The organism is Rhodanobacter geophilus (assembly GCF_040812275.1).
GTDB lineage: Bacteria > Pseudomonadota > Gammaproteobacteria > Xanthomonadales > Rhodanobacteraceae > Rhodanobacter_A > Rhodanobacter_A geophilus.
Genome location: NZ_JBFOHL010000009.1, coordinates 40896 through 58056 on the forward strand (window position 1 = coordinate 40896; position 17161 = coordinate 58056).

Consider the following 17161-nt stretch of genomic DNA (forward strand, 5'->3'; position numbering starts at 1 on the left):
CCGCGCATGACTGCGCCGCAGAAATCCATCCTTTCCCTCAAGCGCGCGCCGGTCGGCGACGCCGCACCGCTGGAGGAGCGCCTGCACAAGGTGCTCGCCAACGCCGGCCTCGGCTCGCGCCGCATGCTTGAACAACGCATCCAGGCCGGCGAGATCGAGCTCAACGGCACCCCCGCGACGATCGGCACCAGCGTGCACGCCGGCGACCGCGTGGTGGTCGACGGCAAGCAGTTCGTGGTCGCCACCGACAACCGCGGCGACGCCGAGGTGCTGATCTACCACAAGCCCGAAGGCGTGCTCACCACCCGCGACGACCCCGAAGGCCGCCCCACCGTGTTCGAGCAGCTGCCGCGCCTCAAGGGCGCGCGCTGGGTCGCCGTGGGTCGCCTCGACATCAACACCACCGGCCTGCTGCTGCTCACCACCGACGGCGAGCTGGCCAACGCGCTGATGCATCCGAAGAGCGGCATCGAGCGCGAATACCTCTGCCGCGTGCACGGCGAAGTGCCCGACGAGGTGATCGAAAAGCTCAAGGCCGGCGTGGAACTGGAAGACGGCCCCGCCCGCTTCGACGAGATCGCCGTCATCAGTCGCGGCGGCAGCCACAGCTGGTTCCGCGTGGTGATCCGCGAGGGCCGCAACCGCGAAGTGCGCCGACTGTGGGATTCGCAGGGCTTCCTGGTCAGCCGCCTGAAGCGCATCCGCTATGGCCGCATCGAGCTGCCGCGCACCCTGCGCCGCGATGACTGCGCGCCGCTGGACGAGGAAGCCGTGAAGCAGTTGCGTCAGACCGCCGGCCTCGGCGCGCCGCAGCCCGTGCTCACCCTGAGCCCGGTGCTGCACCAGCGCCGGGCCAACCGCAACGTCACCGAATACCGGCCCGAGAGCGGCTCCACCGGCGGCTGGAGCAGCGGCTACCAGGACGAGGCGCGCGAGCTGCGCGCCTTCGACCGCATCCGCGAGGAACCGCCGCGCGGCCGCCAGAAGCAGCGCCGCCCCGGCCAGGAGGTGAACGGCAACGTGGCACGACCCGAGCGCGCGCCCGGCGCCAATCACCGCAAGAAGAACAAGCGCGGCGTCGCGCCCGGCCAGGAGCTGCCCTCGGTACGCACCTGGTTCGCCGGCGACAACCGCGATGGCGCCGCCCGACCGGCCGGAGGCCAGGGCAAGCGTCGCAGCGGCAAGGCCGGCGGCGCCCACGGCGGCGCGGGCCATGGCGGCTTTGCGCCAGCCAGTCCCTACAGTGGTTTCGGCGGCGGCCATGGCAGCGAAGCGCGCCCCGGCGGCAATCGTCCCGGTGGCCGCGGCCGGCCGCAGGGCCAGGGCGGCAACCGTCCGGCCCACGGCGGCAACCGTCCCGGCGGCAACCGCCCGCACGGACGCGGCGGCAACCGTTCCGGCAACCGATGATCCGCATCTACCACAACCACCGCTGCAGCAAGTCGCGCGCCACCCTGGCGCTGCTGGAAGGCCGCGAGGTCGAGGTGGTGGACTACCTCGACGCGCCGCCCGACGCCGATGAGCTGAAACAGCTGCTCAAGCTGCTCGGCATTCCCGCCCGGCAGCTGCTGCGCAGCGGCGAAGCCGTCTACAGGGAACTCGGCCTTGCCGATCCCGCGCTGGACGAGGATGCCCTGATCGCCGCGATGGTCGCCCACCCGATCCTGATCGAGCGCCCCATCGTGGTCGCCAACGGCAAGGCCATGATCGGGCGGCCGCCCGAGGCCGTACTGGCCATACTCTGAAAAACGGAGTCAGGCGTCCGGGATCAGCGTGAATCCGTCGGCATCCATCCACGCCGGGAAGCGCTCGCGATGGGCGAGCAGCGGCGCGGGATCGAGGGTGAGCGTGGCGACCTGCTCCAGCGCACCACACTCCACCAGCGCCTCGCCCACCGGGTCGAGCACCGCGCTGTCGCCGGCGTAGGGCAGCTCGTTGCCGTCCACGCCCACGCGGTTCACGCCGATCACGCAGGCCAGGTTCTCGATGGCGCGGGCGCGCAGCAGGGTGCGCCAGGGCTGGCGGCGCGGCGCGGGCCAGTTCGCCACGAAGATGGCGAGGTCATAGTCCATGCCGCCCGCGGCGCTGGCCAGCCGGCGGTTGCGCAGCCACACCGGGAAGCGCAGGTCGTAGCAGACCTGGGGCAGGATGCGCCATCCCTTCAGCTCCACGATCAGGCGCTTGTCGCCACCGCCGTAGCGGGTGTGCTCGCCGGCCATGCGGAACAGGTGGCGCTTGTCGTACTGCTCGAACGCGCCGTCCGGACGCATCCACAGCAGGCGGTTGTAGACGGTGTCGCCCTCGCGGATCGCCAGGCTGCCGCAGATCACGGCATCCACCTCGGCGGCCAGCGCGCGCAGCCAGGCCACGCCCTCGCCATCCATGCTGTCGGCGCTGGCGCCGGTGTCGTTGCTGAAGCCGGAGAGGAAGGTTTCCGGCAACACGACCAGGTCGCTGCCGCGCGCGCGGCGCACCAGCGCGCCGTAGTAGTCGCGGTTGGCCGGCGCGTCGTGCCAGCGGGTGGCGCCCTGCACCAGCGAAACGGTCAAGGGCTGCAGGCTCACAGCTTGCACAACCGCTCGGCGGCCGCCTCCATGGTGGCGTCGCTCTTGGCGAAGCACAGGCGCAGCAGGCGCGTGCCCGGCGCGGCTTCGCAGAACGGCGTCAGCGGGATCGCCGCCACCCCGCCCTGCTCCACCAGCCAGCGACTGAAGGCCAGGTCGTCCTCGTCGCGGATGGCCGAGTAGTCCACCAACTGGAAGTAACCGCCCGGCACGTCGAGCAGCTTGAAGCGCGACGGCGCCAGCAGCGCGCGGAAACGGTCGCGCTTGGCCTGGTAGAACGCGGGCAGCTCCAGGTAGTGCTGCGGGTCGCTGGCGAGGAACTCGGCGAACGCCGCCTGCGCGGGATGGAAGCTGCAGAACGTGAGGTACTGGTGCACCTTGCGGAATTCCGCCGTGAGCGCCTTCGGCGCCACCGCGTAGCCCAGTTTCCAGCCGGTGCAGTGGTAGGTCTTGCCGAAGGAGGAGATCACGATGCTGCGCGCGGCCAGCTCCGGGTGGCGCAGCACGCTTTCGTGCTGCCGGCCGTCGTAGATGATGTGCTCGTAGACTTCGTCGGACAGCACCACGATGCCGCTGTCGCGCACGATCGACGCCAGCTCTTCGAGATCGGCCGCCGACAGCACCGCGCCGGAAGGGTTGTGCGGGCTGTTGATGAGGATCATGCGCGTGCGCGGCGTCACCGCATCGCGCACGCGCTGCCAGTCCACCGCGAAGCTCGGCGCGACCAGCGGGATGTGCACCGCCTTCGCACCCTGCAGCTCGATCGCCGGCTCGTAGCTGTCATAGGCGGGATCGAACACGATCACTTCCTCGCCCGCGCGCACCACGGATGCGATGGCGGCGAACAGCGCTTCGGTGGCGCCGGAGGTGACGGTGATCTCGGCGTCCACGTCGGGGCGGTGGCCGTACATGCGCGCGGTCTTGGCCGCGATCTGCTCGCGCAACGGCGCGGTGCCGTGCATCGGCGCGTACTGGTTGCGGCCCTCGTTCATTGCGCGCGTGAGCGCGTCACGCAGGCCTTGCGGCGGCTCGAAATCGGGGAAGCCCTGCCCCAGGTTCACCGCCTTGTGCTCCAGCGCGAGCTGGCTCATCACGCTGAAAATGGTGGTACCGACCTTGGGGAGCTTGGTGTCGATCTTCATCGCGTTGCCATATGGAAGTCCAAACGAAAGCGTAGCATGCGTCAGAGGCTCGGCAATGCCCGGGTCTTGCACTCTTCCTGCGTGCGCAAGGCGGCCTCGGGCAGGCGTTCGGCGAGGAAGTCCACCAGGGCGCGCACGCTCGGCAGCATGCCGCGGCGGCTGGGGTAGATGAAGTGCATGGTGCCTTCCGGCGCACTCCATCCCGGCAGCAGCACTTCCAGTTCGCCGCGGGTCACCGCCGGTGCGCAGACGAACTCCGGCAGCAGGGTCACGCCGATGCCGCGGCGCGCCGCATCCAGCAGCAAGGCGAAGTCGCCGCAGATCAACCGTGCGTTCACTTCCACGCTGACCCGCTCGCCCGCCGTGTCGATCAGTTCCCAGGTCTGCGGGCCTTCGTGCTCCTGCATCGACAGCGCCGGCAGCTTTGCCAGCTCGTCGGGATGCTGCGGCCGCCCCAGCGCATCGAGCAGCGCGGGATTGGCCACTGGCAGCACGCGCGACTGGCCGAAGCTGCGCACCACCATGTTGGCATCGGTGTCCAGCTTGCTGCGCACGCGGATCGCCAGGTCGTAGCCCTCGCCGAGCAGGTCCACGCGGCGGTTGCTGGACAGTACCCGCACCTGCAGCTTGGGGTACTTCGCGAGAAAGTCAGGCAACACGTGCGCCAGGACGGTCTGGGTGAGCGACACCGGGCAGCTCAGGCGCACCACGCCGCGCGGTTCGGCGCGCAGCTCGTCCACCGCGTCCTGCGCCGCGCGCGCCTCCTCCAGCACCGCGCGGCAATGCGCGTAGAAACGCTCGCCCACCTCGGTGACCACGAAGCGGCGGGTGGTCCGCTGCAGCAGGCGCACGCCGAGGCGGTCCTCCAGCTGCGCCACCCGCTTGCTGAGTCGCGACTTGGGCACGCCCAGCGCTCGCCCCGCCGCGGAAAAGCCGCCGTGTTCCACCACCGCAGCAAAGAAGTACAGGTCGTTGAGATCCTGCAGCGCGCCGATCAACTGCGCCATGGCCGTTTCCCTTTCCGAACAAATAGTTCGATTTTTGCCGGTTTATCGCCGAATTGTTCCAGATATATCTTGATCGTGTCGCCGGCCATGCCGGCCAGATCACCATCGGGAAGCCGCCATGAAGCTCTTGCGCATCGATTCCGGCGCGCTGGGCAACCATTCGGTTTCGCGCCAGCTTTCCGCGGAGATCGTCGCCGAACTGCAGCGCCTGCACCACGGCGGCGAGATGCCGGAGGAATTCCTTGCCGCCGACATCGTGGTGATCGGCGCACCAATGTACAACCTCAGCATCTCCAGCCAGCTCAAGGCTTGGCCGGATCGGATCGCGGTGGCGGGCAAGACCCTCCGCTATGGCCCCAACGGCTCCGAGGGCCTGGCCGGAGGCAAGCGGGTGATCGTGGCCTCCAGCCGCGGCGGCGGCGGCATGCACGCAACAGCCCCGTGGACTTCCAGGAGCCCTCCCTGTGCGCCCTGCTTGGCTTCCTGGGCATCGACCAGGTCGAGTTCGTGCGCGCCGAAGGCGTCAACATCGGCACCGGACACAAGGCGGGCGCGCAGGCCGCCGCGCACCAGGCCCTCCACGCGCCGGCAGCGCTCGCGAAGGCCGCCTGAGCCACCTGCCGACACGAAAGCGGACTCCCCGCAAGGCCAGCCACTGCGCTGGCCTTGCGCGTTTGCGCATCCCGCGGGCACCACTGCCATCAGTCATGTTGCCAAAACCGATCGAAGCGCTTGACGGCCTAAGCTTTAGTGTTATAGTTCACTACAACACCGGTCCACGAGCTCACCAGAGGAGGGCTGCCATGAACGCGAAGCACGAGTCCAGCACGAACCATCCTGCCGTCGTCGCCGACGACGTCTTCGTCTCCACCCTGATTCCGGCCCGCCGCTGGATCGCTTCTGCCGCAGCCCTGGTGATGACCAGCCTGACCCTGGCGCTGGTGAACCTGCCGGTCCGCACGCCCGAGGTCGCCTGGATCAACGGCATCCACGTGACCAACCTGGCTCCGGTCGTGGTCACGCCCACGACGGCCGAGCTGAAGGCTGCGGCCCTGCTGGAACATGCCGTGGTGGGCGTCGTCACCCTGCCCGATGGCGGCCGTGCCGCGCAGCTCGGGGCGCAGTTGGCCATGCCCTACTATTCGTTCGGCACCACGACGGCCGGCATCGCCAGCAGCAAGGAATAATCCATGACCATCACCTGGAACGACAGCATCCCGATCTATCGCCAACTGCATCAACGCGTGGTGGCGATGATCCTGGATGGCGCCTTGAACGAGGGCGACCCGCTGCCGTCGGTGCGCCAGGTGGCCGCGGATTTCCAGATCAATCCGCTGACCGTTTCAAAGGCGTACCAGGAGCTGGTCGATGAACGCTTGGTTGAGAAAAGGAGGGGCCTGGGCATGTTTGTGATCGAAGGAGCGCGCGAAGAACTGCTGAAATCCGAGCGTGAACGTTTCCTGCGCGAGGAGTGGCCCGCGCTGTACGCCCGCCTGCAACGGCTGGGCCTGGACCTGAAGACCCTGCTGCGCGAGACGCAGGCCGACCCGGAGAAGCCCGCATGAACGCCGTCGTCGCCGCCAGCAACCTGAGCAAGCGCTACAAGAACGCCGCCGCGCTGGACAATGCCAGCTTCCGCATCGAGGCCGGCCGCATCGTGGGCCTGATCGGCCCGAACGGCGCGGGCAAGACCACCGCGCTGAAAGCCATCCTCGGCCTCACCGACTTCCAGGGCGAGCTCAGCGTGCTGGGCCTCGACCCGCGCAAACAGCGCGGCAAGCTGATGGAGCAGGTCTGCTTCATCGCCGACGTGGCCGTGCTGCCGCGATGGATCCGGGTGCGCGAGGCGGTCGACTTCGTCGCCAACACGCATCCGCGCTTCGACCGCAAGAAGTGCGAGGCCTTCCTGGCCCGTACCAAGCTCACCCCCAACCAGCGCGTCAAGCAGATGTCCAAGGGCATGATCGTGCAGCTGCACCTGGCCCTGGTGATGGCGATCGACGCGCGCCTGCTGGTGCTGGACGAACCCACCCTGGGCCTGGACATCCTCTACCGCAAGCAGTTCTACCAGAGCCTGCTGGAGGACTACTTCGACGAGAACAAGACCATCATCGTCACCACCCACCAGGTGGAGGAAGTCGAGCACATCCTCACCGACCTGATGTTCATCCGCGACGGCCGCATCGTGCTGGACGCCGACATGGACGCCGTGGGCGAACGCTTCGCCGAGGTGATGGTGGGCGCCGACAAGGCCGCCGAAGCCCGCCAACTCAAGCCGCTCGACGAGCGCCAGGTATTCGGCAAGAGCATCTTCCTGTTCGACGGCGCCGACCGCGCGCGGCTGGAGGCACTGGGCGAGATCCGCCGCCCCTCCGTCAGCGACCTGTTCGTCGCCACCATGAAAGGAACCTACGCATGAAAACCCCGGTTCTAAACGAAATGTATTGGCTGGTGAAACGCGAATTCTGGGAACATCGCGGCGGCTTCCTGTGGGCGCCGGTGATTACCGGCGGCGTATTCCTGCTGCTGAACCTGATGGGCATCATCGCCGGCGAGGTGATCGGCGCGCAGCACGGCATGCACTTCATGTTCAACGACCAGATCCACCTTCTCGACCACACGCTGAGCGCGGACGATGCGGCCAGGGCCGGCGCGCTGATGGACATGGTGATGTACTCGACCTCGTTCATCATCAGCATCGTGCTGGGCTTCGTGGTGTTCTTCTACTGCCTCGGCGCCCTGTACGACGACCGCCGCGACCGCAGCCTGCTGTTCTGGAAGTCGCTGCCGCTGTCGGATTCCGCCACCGTGCTCTCCAAGGTCGTGGCCGGTACCGTGCTGGCACCAGTGATCGCAATGATCTGTGGCGTGATCACCGGCATCGGGATGCTGCTGCTGTTCGTCATCGCACTGTCCTTCCACGGCGTCGGCGCCTGGCATCTGCTGGTCTACGCGCATCCGTTCCGGGTCGTCGCCAATCTGGTCGGCACCATTCCGCTGTACGCACTGTGGGCGTTGCCGAGCACGGGTTGGTTGCTGCTTTGCTCCGCCTGGGCGCGCAGCAAGCCGTTCCTGTGGGCCGCGGTACTACCGCTGGCGGTAGGCATGATGCTGGGCTGGTTCAACCTGCTGGGCACCCGCGTAGTGGGCAGCGGCTGGTACTGGGGCGACGTGTGCGGCCGCATCCTGCTCAGCGTGTTCCCGGGCAGCTGGCTGGGTGCCGGCAACTACCAGAACGTGAGCAGTGGCACAGAGCATGCACTGGATGCCCTGAACCTCGGCAACGCCTACGGCGTGATGACCACACCAAGCTTCTGGATCGGCGCGGTCGCCGGCCTCGCCCTGCTCGCCGGAGCAATCTGGTTCCGCCGCTGGCGCGACGACGCCTGATATCCCAACGAACTCACACGGGGAGACACATGATGAAAAGCACCGTGACCACCGGCAGCATCCTTGCGCTGGCCCTGCTGTTGCCGCTGGCGGCCTGCAGCCAATCGACCGGCAACAGCTCCAGCAGCGACGTGGGGCAGGCCGTGAAGGAAGCACAGCAGCAGAGTTCCTCTTCGGCCATCGCCACGGAAGTCCAGAAAGGCATCGACCAGGCCAAGCAGGAACTGCTCACGCAGGACATCGATGTCGGCAGCGTGCACATCAACGGCGATGGCCTGCACGACGACGACAGCGGCAAACTGCCGAAAGCCGTCATCACCCCGCAAGGCAACCTGGTGATCGCCGGCAAGCCGGTGGATGCCACGCCCGGGCAGCACGCCTTGCTGGTGGACTACCGCCAGCAGATCATCGGCATCGCCGACGCCGGCATGGACATAGGCGCCACGGGCGCCGACCTCGGCGTGAGCGCGGCGAAGGAAGCGATCTTCGGCGCGCTCACCGGCAAGAGCGACAAGGAGATCGAAGCCAGCATCAAGCCGCAGACCGACAAGATCGAGGCCGCCGCCATGCGCCTGTGCAAGCGCATGCCCGACCTGCTCGCCTCGCAGCAGAAACTCGCCGCCGCCATGCCCGTGTTCAAGCCCTACGCCACGATGACGCAGAAGGACGTGGACGACTGCGGCAAGGACATCGATCATAACGGCAAGAAAGGTCTTGCCGTGTTCTCCGACTGACCCCGCCGCAGGCGCCGACGCGTCCTTCAACCAGTACAGGAGCCGCCATGAAAGCCACTGTCCGACCGCTGCTTGCCGCCGCGCTGGCATGCACCCTCGCCGCCTGCCAGATACCCGACACCACCATGGAAAACGGTGCGATCAAGCTGTACGGGGATGTGGTGGTGCTGCATGTCGACGGCGCACCGGAGGCGGACATCGCCTCCGACGGCGGGTTCACGGTCGATGACAAGCCCGTGGCGATCACGCCCGCCGATCGCGCCCTGCTGGTGCAGTACAACCGCAGCGTGCGCAACGTGCGCAAGACCGGCATGGCCATGGGCAAGGCCGGCATCGAGACGGCGGCCAAGGCCATCGCCGCGAAGGCTTCGTCCACGCCGGACAGGGCCGACGCGGCGGCGAAGGCCGGTGCCGGGCAACTGCAGGATCTGAGCCTGGGCATCTGCAAGGACACCGCCGCCATCAAGGCCGCGCAGGACCAGCTCGCGACGCAGCTTGCGGCGTTCAAGCCCTATGCGTCCATCGTCAGCGCCGCCAGCGTGACGGATTGCGAAGACGACGCGAAGAGCTGAGCCATGCCTTTCCCCCTCTCCCCTCCGGGAGGGGAGAGGGGTGAGGGGACAAGCTGGCGATGCCGGGACCACGAAGCGCGCTTCCGTTGCACGCTGTCGCGAGTCCCACCCTCACCTCAATCCTCTCCCCGGAGGGAAGAGGAAACGGAGGAAAAGTCACTCCCCGTGGATGCCGCCCCTGGTCAATGCCAGCGGATCGAGCAGCTTCTGCAGATCGGCCTTCGACAGGCCGGTGGTTTCCAGCGCCACGTCCATGATCGGGCGATGCTGCTTGTACGCCTGCTTGGCGGTAGCCGCGCCCTTTTCGTAGCCGATCACGGGATTGAGCGCGGTGACCAGGATCGGGTTCAGCGCCAGCGCCTGCCCCACCCGCGCCTTGTTCACCACGAAGCCGGCGATGGCCTTGTCGGCGAGCAGGCGCGAGACATTGGCGAGGATGCCCAGGGATTCGAGCAGGTTGTAGGCGATCAGCGGCAGCATCACGTTGAGCTGGAAGTTGCCGGACTGGCCGGCGATGGCGATGGCTGCGTCGTTGCCGATCACCTGCGCAGCCACCATCGCGGCGGCTTCGGGGATCACCGGGTTCACCTTGCCCGGCATGATCGAGGAGCCGGGCTGCAGCGCGGGCAGCTCGATCTCGCCCAGGCCAGCCAGCGGACCGGAGTTCATCCAGCGCAAGTCGTTGGCGATCTTCATCAGCGCCACCGCCAGCGCTTTCAGCTGACCGGACAGCTCCACCGCATCGTCCTGCGCGGCCATGCCCTCGAACGGGTTTTCCATCGCCTCGAAGCGCACGCCGGTGAGCTTCTTCAGCTCCCTTGCCACCGCCGCGCCGAACTTTGGATCGGCATTGATGCCGGTGCCCACCGCGGTGCCACCCTGTGGCAGGCGGCGCATGCGCTTCAGTGCATCCTCGATGCGCGCGATGGCCGTGCCGACCTGGGCGGCCCAGCCGGACAGCTCCTGGCCGAAGGTCACCGGCATCGCGTCCATCAGGTGGGTGCGGCCGGTCTTGGCCACGTTCTTCAACTGGCGCGCGCGTTGCCCGATGGCCTTCTTCAGGTGCCTCAGCGCCGGCAGCAGCTGCTCGTGCGCCACCAGGCTGGCGCTGACGTGGATCGCGGTGGGGATCACGTCGTTCGAGCTCTGCCCGTAGTTGACGTGGTCGTTCGGGTGCACCCTGGCGCCGGCGCGCGCGGCGAGGTGGGCGATCACCTCGTTCGCGTTCATGTTGGTGCTGGTGCCCGAGCCGGTCTGGAACACGTCGATGGGGAATTGCGCGTCGTGTTCACCGCCCGCCACGGCCAGCGCGGCCCTGCGGATCGCCGCGGCCTGGCCCTTCTTCAGGTAGCCCAGCCCGAGGTTCGCCTCGGCCGCGGCGGCCTTGATCAGGCCCAGCGCGCGGATGAACTCGCGCGGCAGGCGCAGGCCGGAGATCGGGAAGTTGTCGATCGCGCGCTGGGTCTGCGCGCCGTACAGCGCGTCGGCGGGCACCTGCAGCTCGCCCATGCTGTCGTGTTCGATGCGGAAGCTGGTCATGGTGGGTTCTCGCGGGAATGGATTGTGTGCTCGTCATCCCGGCGAAGGCCGGGATCCAGTCTGGTTACTCGTGCGTAGCACTCAAAACCTGTTTCGTGTGCTGCGCACGCACACTTGACTGGATCCCGGCCTTCGCCGGGATGACAACCGAAAGCCACTATAGGCCGGCAGGCATCGCGCCGCCGTCAATGTAAAATGGCGGTTTCCCCGCGCCGGAACGCCCCGATGTCCAACCACGCCCTCACCGCCCTGTCGCCGCTGGACGGCCGTTATGCCGGCAAGGTCGAGCCGCTGCGCCCGATCTTCAGCGAGTTCGGCCTGATGCACCGCCGTGTGCAGGTGGAGATCGAGTGGCTGCTGGCGCTGGCCGCCGCGCCGGGCATCGCCGAGCTGCCGCCGTTCACGGCCGCGCAGGTGACGCAGTTGCGCGCCATCGCCAGCGGTTTCGGCGTCGAGGATGGTGCGCGCATCAAGGCGATCGAAGCCACCACCAACCACGACGTGAAGGCGGTGGAGTACTTCATCAAGGAACGCATCGGCACGGACCCCGCCTTGGCGCAGGCCAGGGAGTTCGTGCACTTCGCCTGCACCAGCGAGGACATCAACAACCTCTCCTACGCGCTGATGCTGCGCGACGCACGCGAGCAGGTGCTGCTGCCGGCCTTCGACGGCATCATCGCCAGGCTGCGCGAACTGGCGCATGCCAACGCCGGCCTGCCGATGCTCTCGCGCACCCATGGCCAGACCGCCTCCCCCAGCACCCTGGGCAAGGAACTGGCGAACGTGGTGGCGCGCCTCGAACGCCAGCGCAGGCAGCTGGCCGCACTGGAAGTCCCCGGCAAGATCAACGGCGCGGTGGGCAACTACAACGCGCATGCCGTCACCTACCCGGAAATCGACTGGCGCGCGTTCTCGCAGCGCTTCGTGGAAAGCCTGGGGCTGGACTACAACCCGTACACCACGCAGATCGAGCCGCACGACGGCGTGGCCGAATACTGCGACGCCGTGCGCCGCGCCAACACCATCCTGATCGACCTGGCGCGCGACGTGTGGGGTTACATCTCGCTGGGCTATTTCAAGCAGAAGCTCAAGGAGGGCGAGGTCGGCTCCTCCACCATGCCGCACAAGGTCAACCCGATCGACTTCGAGAACGCCGAGGGCAACTTCGGCCTCGCCAATGCGCTGCTCGGGCATTTCGCCGAAAAACTGCCGATCAGCCGCTGGCAGCGCGACCTCACCGATTCCACCGTGCTGCGCGCGCTGGGCACCGCCTTCGGCCACACCCTGGTGGCGCTGGAGTCGCTGCAGAAAGGCCTGGGCAAGCTCACCGTCAACGCCGACCGCCTCGCCGCCGACCTCGACGCCAGCTGGGAAGTGCTGGCCGAGGCCGTGCAGACCGTGATGCGCCGCTACGGCCTGCCGCAACCCTACGAACAGCTCAAGGCGCTGACCCGCGGCCAGGGCATCACGAAGGAATCCATGCGCGGATTCATCGGCCAGCTGGAGCTTCCCGCCGAGGCGAGGCAGCGGCTCCTCGACCTCGCGCCGGGCGGCTACGTCGGTCTCGCCGAAACGCTGGCGAAGGACATCTGACCTGCTCTCACTGCCGGTTCCTGTGGGAGCGACTCCCACGGGAGATCGGGCTGTTCACCGCAGGCATCAACCCGGCTTCGGGAAGTACACCACGCCCGGCAGCTTCTCGAAGTGCGCATCGCAAGTCAGCAGATCGGCGCCTTGTTCCTGCGCCGTCGCATAGACAATGGCATCGGCTGTGGCCAGTTTGTACTGGCGATGAAGTTCCGCCGCCAGCAACGCGATGCGCGTGTCCAGCGACACGACAACGCATTTCTGCGTATAGGCGATGACTTGGTCGGCACGGTCGTCACCCAACTCACGCACCAGCCACTTGGAAAGTTCCAGTTGCACCATCGTCGGCACGACGCATTGTTCCATGTCCGGAAATGCGTTGCCCAGCTTCCTGCCGAGCGCGCCGCCAATCAGCCACTCGATCCAGGCCGACGTATCCACCACGCGCATCAATAACGGTCCTTGCGATCACGATAGCCATCCTTACTGGCTCCCTTGGCGATACCCGCGAGCTGCTTCAGCTCAGGCACCGGCATCACCAGCACCCCGCTGCCCTTGGGGATGAACACGAACTCCTGTCCCGCCTCCCATTGCTGTTCCTCACGGACGGCCTTGGGAATGGAGATCTGGAATTTGCTGGAAAGTGTGGCAGTGGCAGCCATGATCGTACCTGCAACCTATCGATGAAGCTTTAGTAAGAATACGACTCCGGGCCGGCACCTGCAAGTTGCCAATTCCGGCGAAAGCCGGGTTTTCAGCTGATAAACGTCTGGTCATCCAGTCGGGCGACTCGCGCACAGCACGCAAAATCTGCTTCGTGTGCTTCGCATGCTTGCTTCACTGGGTTCCGGCCTTCGCTGGAATGACGAACAAATGACGGGCCACGCGTCCCCACGCGGCCCGTTGCACATCAGGCGTGGGGCTTCCTCCCCTGCCGTTCCGCCTCCAACGCCTCGCGCACCGCCGGGCGTTCGCCCACGCGCTTCTGGAAGGCCAGCAGCGCCTGGAAGGCCGACAGGTCCAGCTCCACGTGCTTCGCCCAGTTCGTCACGGTGAACAGGTAGGCGTCGGCCACGGTGAACTTGTCGCCCAGCAGGAACGGCTGCTTCGCCAGCACGTTCTCGATGAACTGGTAGCGGCGCTTCAGGTATTCCTTGCGCTCGGCGCGGGTGGCCTCGGGCGTCTCGGGCTTGAACAGCGGGCTGTAGCTCTTGTGGATCTCCGAGTTGATGTAGCCCAGCATCTCCTGCAGGTGGTAGCGCGGCAGCGTGCCGTTGGCGGGGGCGAGGCCGCTGTCGGGCTTCTGGTCGGCCAGGTACTGCACGATGGCCGGGCCTTCGGTCAGCACTTCGCCGCTGTCCAGCTCCAGCACCGGCACGTAGCCCTTGGGGTTGACCAGCCAGAAATCCGCCCCGCTCTCGGTGCGCTTGGCCTTGCCGTCGACCTTCTCCAGCTGCAGGTCGATGCCGGCTTCCAGCGCCACGATGTGCGGCGAAAGCGAACAGGCGCCGGGGGAGTAATAGAGCTTCATTGCGATGACTCCATGATGGGGGACGGGAAAACGGGCGTACGCCGTCGAAACCGCGTGCCCGGGCTCCGCATGCTACGCCGTCATGGATACCATGGGCCTACCCGTCAGCCGCAGAATGCGGTAACCCCGCGGTTACCATCGCGCACGCCAGCATCGAGCCATTCCATGGGCCTACCCGTACGCAAGAGCAGGATCGCGCCGCCGCCGGCCTGCCCGCTCACCGAAAGCCTGGCGCTGCTGCGCGGTGCCTGGGCGCCCAACGTGGTCTGGTGCCTCAGCGGCGAACCGCGCCGCTTCGGCGAGCTGCGCCACGACATCCCGCGCATCTCCGCCCGCGTGCTCAGCGCACGGCTGCGCGAGCTGGAATCGCGCGGACTGGTGTCGCGCCGCCCACTCGACACCTCCCCACCTTCGGCCGAATACGCGCTCACCGAACTGGGCCGCGAGTTGCTGCCGGCGATCAATGCGCTGGTGCGGGTGGGACAGAAGCTGGTTGCGGAGTGGGGGAGCTTACGCCATCACTCCACCTCATCCGACCCCTCGTTCACCCCCTCAAAGAGGAACGTGGACAGGTAGCGCTCGCCGGTATCCGGCAGCATCGCCAACAGTACCGACCCTTCGGGTGCAGTCCTGGCCACGTCGAGCGCGGCGGCCAGCGTGGCGCCCGAGGAGATGCCGGTGAAGATGCCTTCCTGCTGCGCCAGTGCGCGTGAGGTGTCGCGGGCCACGGTGTCGTCCACCGTCACCAGCTGGTCGACCACCTTGCGGTTGAGCACGGCGGGCACGAAGTCGGGGGTCCAGCCCTGGATCTTGTGCGGCTGCCATTCCTTGCCGCCGAGCAGCGAGGCGCCCGCCGGCTCGGTGGCGATCACCTTCACTTCCGGCCGCGCCACCTTGAGCACCTCGCCCACGCCGGTGAGAGTGCCGCCGGTGCCCCAGCCGCTGACGAAGTAGTCGAGGCGGCGGCCGGCGAAGTCGCGCAGGATTTCCGGCGCGGTGGTCTGGCGGTGCCAGGCCGGGTTGGCCGGGTTCTCGAACTGGCGGGCGAGGAACCAGCCGTGCTTGCGCGCCAGCTCTTCCGCCACCTGCACCATGCCGGTGCCGCGCGCGGCGCCGGGGGTGAGCAGCACCTTGCCGCCGTAGGCGCGGATCAGCTTGCGCCGTTCGACCGAGAAGGTCTCGCTCATCACCGCCACGAACGGATAGCCGCGCGCCGCGCACACCGCCGCCAGCGCCACGCCGGTGTTGCCCGAGGTGGCCTCGATTACCGTCTGGCCGGGCTTGAGCGTGCCGCGCTGCTCGGCGTCGAGGATGATCGCCAGCGCGAGGCGGTCCTTCACCGAGCCCGCGGGGTTGAACGCCTCCACCTTCACGTACAGCTCCACGTGCTTCGGGGCGAGGCGGTGCAGGCGGACGATGGGCGTGTTGCCGATGGTGTCGAGGATGCTGTCGTGGATCATGGGTGCTCCCCTGCCAGGAATAAGGATGGAAACGTCCGGCCATGCTGCACCTGGACATGCAAGGTTTTCGTCAAGCGCGGCGGCGCAGGCGTGCGGCAGCCTCCCGCGAGGGCCGCGGTGGCTCGAGCTGCCGCACCGTGGCGACGGTTTCGCCCAGCGGCGGCGCACCGAACCAGGCCAGGCGCTCGGCCAGCGCGGCCACCTCGCCCAGGATCAGCAGCGCGGGCGAGCGCACTGCGTGTGCGGCGGCGCGCCCGGGCAGGTCGGCCAGGGTACCGGTGACCACGCGCTGGTTGGCGCGCGTGCCGTTCTCGACCAGGGCGAACGGGGTGGAGGGTGCGCGTCCCTGCGCGAGCAGCTGCTCCTGCAAACTTTCGAGTCCGGCCACGCCCATGTACACCGCCAGGGTCTGCCGCTCCTGCGCCAGCGCGCGCCAGTCCAGCGTGTCCAGCGAATCGCGGCAGTGCGCGGTGACGAAGCGCACCGACTGCGCGTGGCCGCGGTGGGTCAGCGGCACGCCGGCATGCGCGGCGCAGGCCAGCGCGGCGGTGATGCCGGGCACCACTTCGTAGGGAATGCCGTGGTCGCGCAGGAATTCCAGCTCCTCGCCACCGCGGCCGAACACGAAGGGGTCGCCGCCCTTCAGGCGCACCACGCGGCGCCCCGCCCGCGCGTGTCCGAGCAGCAGCGCGTGGATCTCGTCCTGGGTGGCGTGATGGTTGCCGGCCTGTTTGCCCACCTCGATGCGCTCGGCGTCGCGGCGCGCCAATTCCAGCACCTCGGTGCTGACCAGGCGGTCGTGCAGGATCACGTCGGCCTCGTTCAGCGCGCGCAGGCCGCGCAGGGTCAGCAGGCCCGGATCGCCGGGGCCTGCGCCCACCAGCACCACCGAACCCGTGGCCGCGACGGTCGCCGTCCGCAGGGCCTGTTCGGCCAGGGCGGCGGCCTCTTCCGGCCGGCCACTGCGCAGCAGCGCGGCCACCCGGCCGTTGAACAGATTCGTGTAGAAACGCCGGCGCGCCGCGAGATCGGGGTGCCGGCGCCGGATGCGCTGGCGCAGCCGCGCCGCCAGCGTCGCCAGCGGGCCCAGCGAGTGGTCGAGCAGGGTTTCCAGCCGTTCGCGCACGAGGCGGGCCAGCATCGGTGCCGCGCCGCCGCTGGAGATCGCCACCACCAGCGGCGCGCGATCGATCACCGCCGGCACGTGGAAGCTGGACAGTTCCGCATCGTCCACCACGTTGACGAACACGCGCTGCAGGCCGGCCAGTTCGGCGACGCGGGCATTCAGCGCGCGGTCGCCGGTGGCCGCCACCACCAGCCACACGTGGTCCAGCCAGCCCGGCGCGAACCCGCCGGCGCGATGCGCGATGCGCCCCTGCCGCGCCCAGCGCTGCAGCAGCGGCGTCAGCTCCGGCGCACCCACGGTCACCTGCGCGCCCGCCGCCAGCAGGGCCGCGGCCTTGCGCTCGGCCACGGCGCCGCCGCCCACCACCAGCACGGCGCGACGGGAGAGATCGGCGAACAACGGATACAGCTTCATGCGGGGATTCGATGACATGGCCCTGGAACGAGCCACGCTAAGCAGTGCGTCTTGCCTGCGGAAATGACGATCGTGCCGGCACATATGCCGGTGCG

At 68.1% G+C, this 17161-nt stretch carries 19 protein-coding genes and 1 pseudogene; 11 read left to right on the forward strand and 9 right to left on the reverse strand.

Going from position 1 to position 17161, the window contains the following annotated elements; translation table 11 throughout:
• Positions 1-6 precede the first annotated feature (6 nt).
• Positions 7-1410: a pseudouridine synthase gene (locus ABQJ56_RS10865; protein ID WP_367845037.1), complete on the forward strand. Its 1404-nt coding sequence runs from the start codon at positions 7-9 to the stop codon at positions 1408-1410.
• Positions 1407-1745, forward strand: a complete 339-nt coding sequence (gene arsC, locus ABQJ56_RS10870) for an arsenate reductase (glutaredoxin) (RefSeq protein WP_367845038.1) — start codon at positions 1407-1409, stop codon at positions 1743-1745. Before ABQJ56_RS10865 ends, arsC begins: the two co-directional genes overlap by 4 nt.
• Positions 1746-1754: 9 nt before the next feature.
• Here the strand turns inward: arsC and ABQJ56_RS10875 are convergent, their stop codons facing one another.
• From ABQJ56_RS10875 to ABQJ56_RS10885, 3 genes are read right to left on the reverse strand one after another with little or no spacing between them, the layout of a single operon-like run.
• The gene (locus ABQJ56_RS10875; RefSeq protein WP_367845194.1) at positions 1755-2558 is read right to left on the reverse strand and encodes an amidohydrolase; all 804 of its coding nucleotides are present in this window, start codon (positions 2556-2558) and stop codon (positions 1755-1757) included.
• Positions 2559-2560: 2 nt separating this feature from the next.
• A complete protein-coding gene (locus ABQJ56_RS10880; RefSeq protein WP_367845039.1) occupies positions 2561-3706 on the reverse strand; it encodes a pyridoxal phosphate-dependent aminotransferase in 1146 nt (381 codons plus the stop codon).
• 41 nt (positions 3707-3747) lie between these two features.
• Positions 3748-4713 (reverse strand): LysR substrate-binding domain-containing protein, encoded by a 966-nt coding sequence (locus tag ABQJ56_RS10885; protein ID WP_367845040.1) that lies wholly within the window; start codon positions 4711-4713, stop codon positions 3748-3750.
• A gap of 118 nt (positions 4714-4831) precedes the next feature.
• Here ABQJ56_RS10885 and ABQJ56_RS10890 point away from each other — a divergent pair.
• From ABQJ56_RS10890 to ABQJ56_RS10920, 7 genes and pseudogenes are all read left to right on the forward strand, one after another.
• Positions 4832-5325, forward strand: a pseudogene (locus ABQJ56_RS10890) (FMN-dependent NADH-azoreductase).
• A 191-nt stretch (positions 5326-5516) separates the two neighbouring features.
• Positions 5517-5900 (forward strand): hypothetical protein, encoded by a 384-nt coding sequence (locus ABQJ56_RS10895; protein WP_367845041.1) that lies wholly within the window; start codon positions 5517-5519, stop codon positions 5898-5900.
• 3 nt (positions 5901-5903) lie between these two features.
• Positions 5904-6278: a GntR family transcriptional regulator gene (locus tag ABQJ56_RS10900; RefSeq protein ID WP_367845042.1), complete on the forward strand. Its 375-nt coding sequence runs from the start codon at positions 5904-5906 to the stop codon at positions 6276-6278.
• Positions 6275-7132, forward strand: a complete 858-nt coding sequence (locus tag ABQJ56_RS10905) for an ABC transporter ATP-binding protein (protein ID WP_367845043.1) — start codon at positions 6275-6277, stop codon at positions 7130-7132. Before ABQJ56_RS10900 ends, ABQJ56_RS10905 begins: the two co-directional genes overlap by 4 nt.
• Complete coding sequence (locus ABQJ56_RS10910) at positions 7129-8103, forward strand: hypothetical protein (protein ID WP_367845044.1); 975 nt, start codon at positions 7129-7131, stop codon at positions 8101-8103. The genes ABQJ56_RS10905 and ABQJ56_RS10910 overlap by 4 nt, the downstream gene beginning before the upstream one ends.
• 32 nt (positions 8104-8135) lie before the next feature.
• The gene (locus ABQJ56_RS10915; protein ID WP_367845045.1) at positions 8136-8837 is read left to right on the forward strand and encodes a YggN family protein; all 702 of its coding nucleotides are present in this window, start codon (positions 8136-8138) and stop codon (positions 8835-8837) included.
• A 47-nt stretch (positions 8838-8884) separates the two neighbouring features.
• On the forward strand, positions 8885-9409 hold the full coding sequence (locus tag ABQJ56_RS10920) for a hypothetical protein (protein WP_367845046.1): 525 nt from the start codon (positions 8885-8887) through the stop codon (positions 9407-9409).
• 156 nt (positions 9410-9565) lie between these two features.
• Here ABQJ56_RS10920 and ABQJ56_RS10925 read toward each other — a convergent pair whose 3' ends face one another.
• Entirely contained in the window at positions 9566-10948 is a 1383-nt protein-coding gene (locus tag ABQJ56_RS10925) for a class II fumarate hydratase (RefSeq protein ID WP_367845047.1), read from the reverse strand.
• A 225-nt stretch (positions 10949-11173) separates the two neighbouring features.
• Between ABQJ56_RS10925 and purB the strand changes: the two genes are divergently transcribed.
• The gene (gene purB, locus ABQJ56_RS10930) at positions 11174-12541 is read left to right on the forward strand and encodes an adenylosuccinate lyase (RefSeq protein ID WP_367845048.1); all 1368 of its coding nucleotides are present in this window, start codon (positions 11174-11176) and stop codon (positions 12539-12541) included.
• 66 nt (positions 12542-12607) lie between these two features.
• On the opposite strand, the gene ABQJ56_RS10935 is transcribed toward purB, so the two are convergent.
• From ABQJ56_RS10935 to gstA, 3 genes are all read right to left on the reverse strand, one after another.
• Entirely contained in the window at positions 12608-12985 is a 378-nt protein-coding gene (locus tag ABQJ56_RS10935; protein ID WP_367845049.1) for a type II toxin-antitoxin system VapC family toxin, read from the reverse strand.
• Positions 12985-13197 (reverse strand): AbrB/MazE/SpoVT family DNA-binding domain-containing protein, encoded by a 213-nt coding sequence (locus ABQJ56_RS10940; protein ID WP_367845050.1) that lies wholly within the window; start codon positions 13195-13197, stop codon positions 12985-12987. The genes ABQJ56_RS10935 and ABQJ56_RS10940 overlap by 1 nt, the downstream gene beginning before the upstream one ends.
• Before the next feature lie 248 nt (positions 13198-13445).
• On the reverse strand, positions 13446-14066 hold the full coding sequence (gene gstA / locus ABQJ56_RS10945; protein ID WP_367845051.1) for a glutathione transferase GstA: 621 nt from the start codon (positions 14064-14066) through the stop codon (positions 13446-13448).
• A gap of 165 nt (positions 14067-14231) precedes the next feature.
• Between gstA and ABQJ56_RS10950 the strand changes: the two genes are divergently transcribed.
• Complete coding sequence (locus ABQJ56_RS10950) at positions 14232-14642, forward strand: winged helix-turn-helix transcriptional regulator (protein ID WP_367845052.1); 411 nt, start codon at positions 14232-14234, stop codon at positions 14640-14642.
• Here ABQJ56_RS10950 and cysK read toward each other — a convergent pair.
• The gene (cysK, locus tag ABQJ56_RS10955) at positions 14585-15526 is read right to left on the reverse strand and encodes a cysteine synthase A (RefSeq protein WP_367845053.1); all 942 of its coding nucleotides are present in this window, start codon (positions 15524-15526) and stop codon (positions 14585-14587) included. The two genes, ABQJ56_RS10950 and cysK, sit on opposite strands and share 58 nt — an antisense overlap.
• Positions 15527-15596: 70 nt before the next feature.
• Positions 15597-17066, reverse strand: coding sequence for a siroheme synthase CysG (cysG, locus tag ABQJ56_RS10960; RefSeq protein WP_437343421.1), 1470 nt, complete (start codon positions 17064-17066; stop codon positions 15597-15599).
• Positions 17067-17161: the final 95 nt, after the last annotated feature.

Excerpts from the sequence above, each read along its gene's own strand:
- ABQJ56_RS10865 (WP_367845037.1), top strand. The coding sequence starts at position 7 with ATGACTGCGCCGCAGAAATCCATCCTTTCCCTCAAGCGCGCGCCGGTC.
- arsC (WP_367845038.1), top strand. The coding sequence starts at position 1,407 with ATGATCCGCATCTACCACAACCACCGCTGCAGCAAGTCGCGCGCCACC.
- ABQJ56_RS10880 (WP_367845039.1), bottom strand. The coding sequence starts at position 3,706 with ATGAAGATCGACACCAAGCTCCCCAAGGTCGGTACCACCATTTTCAGC.
- ABQJ56_RS10885 (WP_367845040.1), bottom strand. The coding sequence starts at position 4,713 with ATGGCGCAGTTGATCGGCGCGCTGCAGGATCTCAACGACCTGTACTTC.
- ABQJ56_RS10895 (WP_367845041.1), top strand. The coding sequence starts at position 5,517 with ATGAACGCGAAGCACGAGTCCAGCACGAACCATCCTGCCGTCGTCGCC.
- ABQJ56_RS10900 (WP_367845042.1), top strand. The coding sequence starts at position 5,904 with ATGACCATCACCTGGAACGACAGCATCCCGATCTATCGCCAACTGCAT.
- ABQJ56_RS10905 (WP_367845043.1), top strand. The coding sequence starts at position 6,275 with ATGAACGCCGTCGTCGCCGCCAGCAACCTGAGCAAGCGCTACAAGAAC.
- ABQJ56_RS10910 (WP_367845044.1), top strand. The coding sequence starts at position 7,129 with ATGAAAACCCCGGTTCTAAACGAAATGTATTGGCTGGTGAAACGCGAA.
- ABQJ56_RS10915 (WP_367845045.1), top strand. The coding sequence starts at position 8,136 with ATGAAAAGCACCGTGACCACCGGCAGCATCCTTGCGCTGGCCCTGCTG.
- ABQJ56_RS10920 (WP_367845046.1), top strand. The coding sequence starts at position 8,885 with ATGAAAGCCACTGTCCGACCGCTGCTTGCCGCCGCGCTGGCATGCACC.
- ABQJ56_RS10925 (WP_367845047.1), bottom strand. The coding sequence starts at position 10,948 with ATGACCAGCTTCCGCATCGAACACGACAGCATGGGCGAGCTGCAGGTG.
- purB (WP_367845048.1), top strand. The coding sequence starts at position 11,174 with ATGTCCAACCACGCCCTCACCGCCCTGTCGCCGCTGGACGGCCGTTAT.
- ABQJ56_RS10935 (WP_367845049.1), bottom strand. The coding sequence starts at position 12,985 with ATGCGCGTGGTGGATACGTCGGCCTGGATCGAGTGGCTGATTGGCGGC.
- ABQJ56_RS10940 (WP_367845050.1), bottom strand. The coding sequence starts at position 13,197 with ATGGCTGCCACTGCCACACTTTCCAGCAAATTCCAGATCTCCATTCCC.
- gstA (WP_367845051.1), bottom strand. The coding sequence starts at position 14,066 with ATGAAGCTCTATTACTCCCCCGGCGCCTGTTCGCTTTCGCCGCACATC.
- ABQJ56_RS10950 (WP_367845052.1), top strand. The coding sequence starts at position 14,232 with ATGGGCCTACCCGTACGCAAGAGCAGGATCGCGCCGCCGCCGGCCTGC.
- cysK (WP_367845053.1), bottom strand. The coding sequence starts at position 15,526 with ATGATCCACGACAGCATCCTCGACACCATCGGCAACACGCCCATCGTC.
- cysG (WP_437343421.1), bottom strand. The coding sequence starts at position 17,066 with ATGAAGCTGTATCCGTTGTTCGCCGATCTCTCCCGTCGCGCCGTGCTG.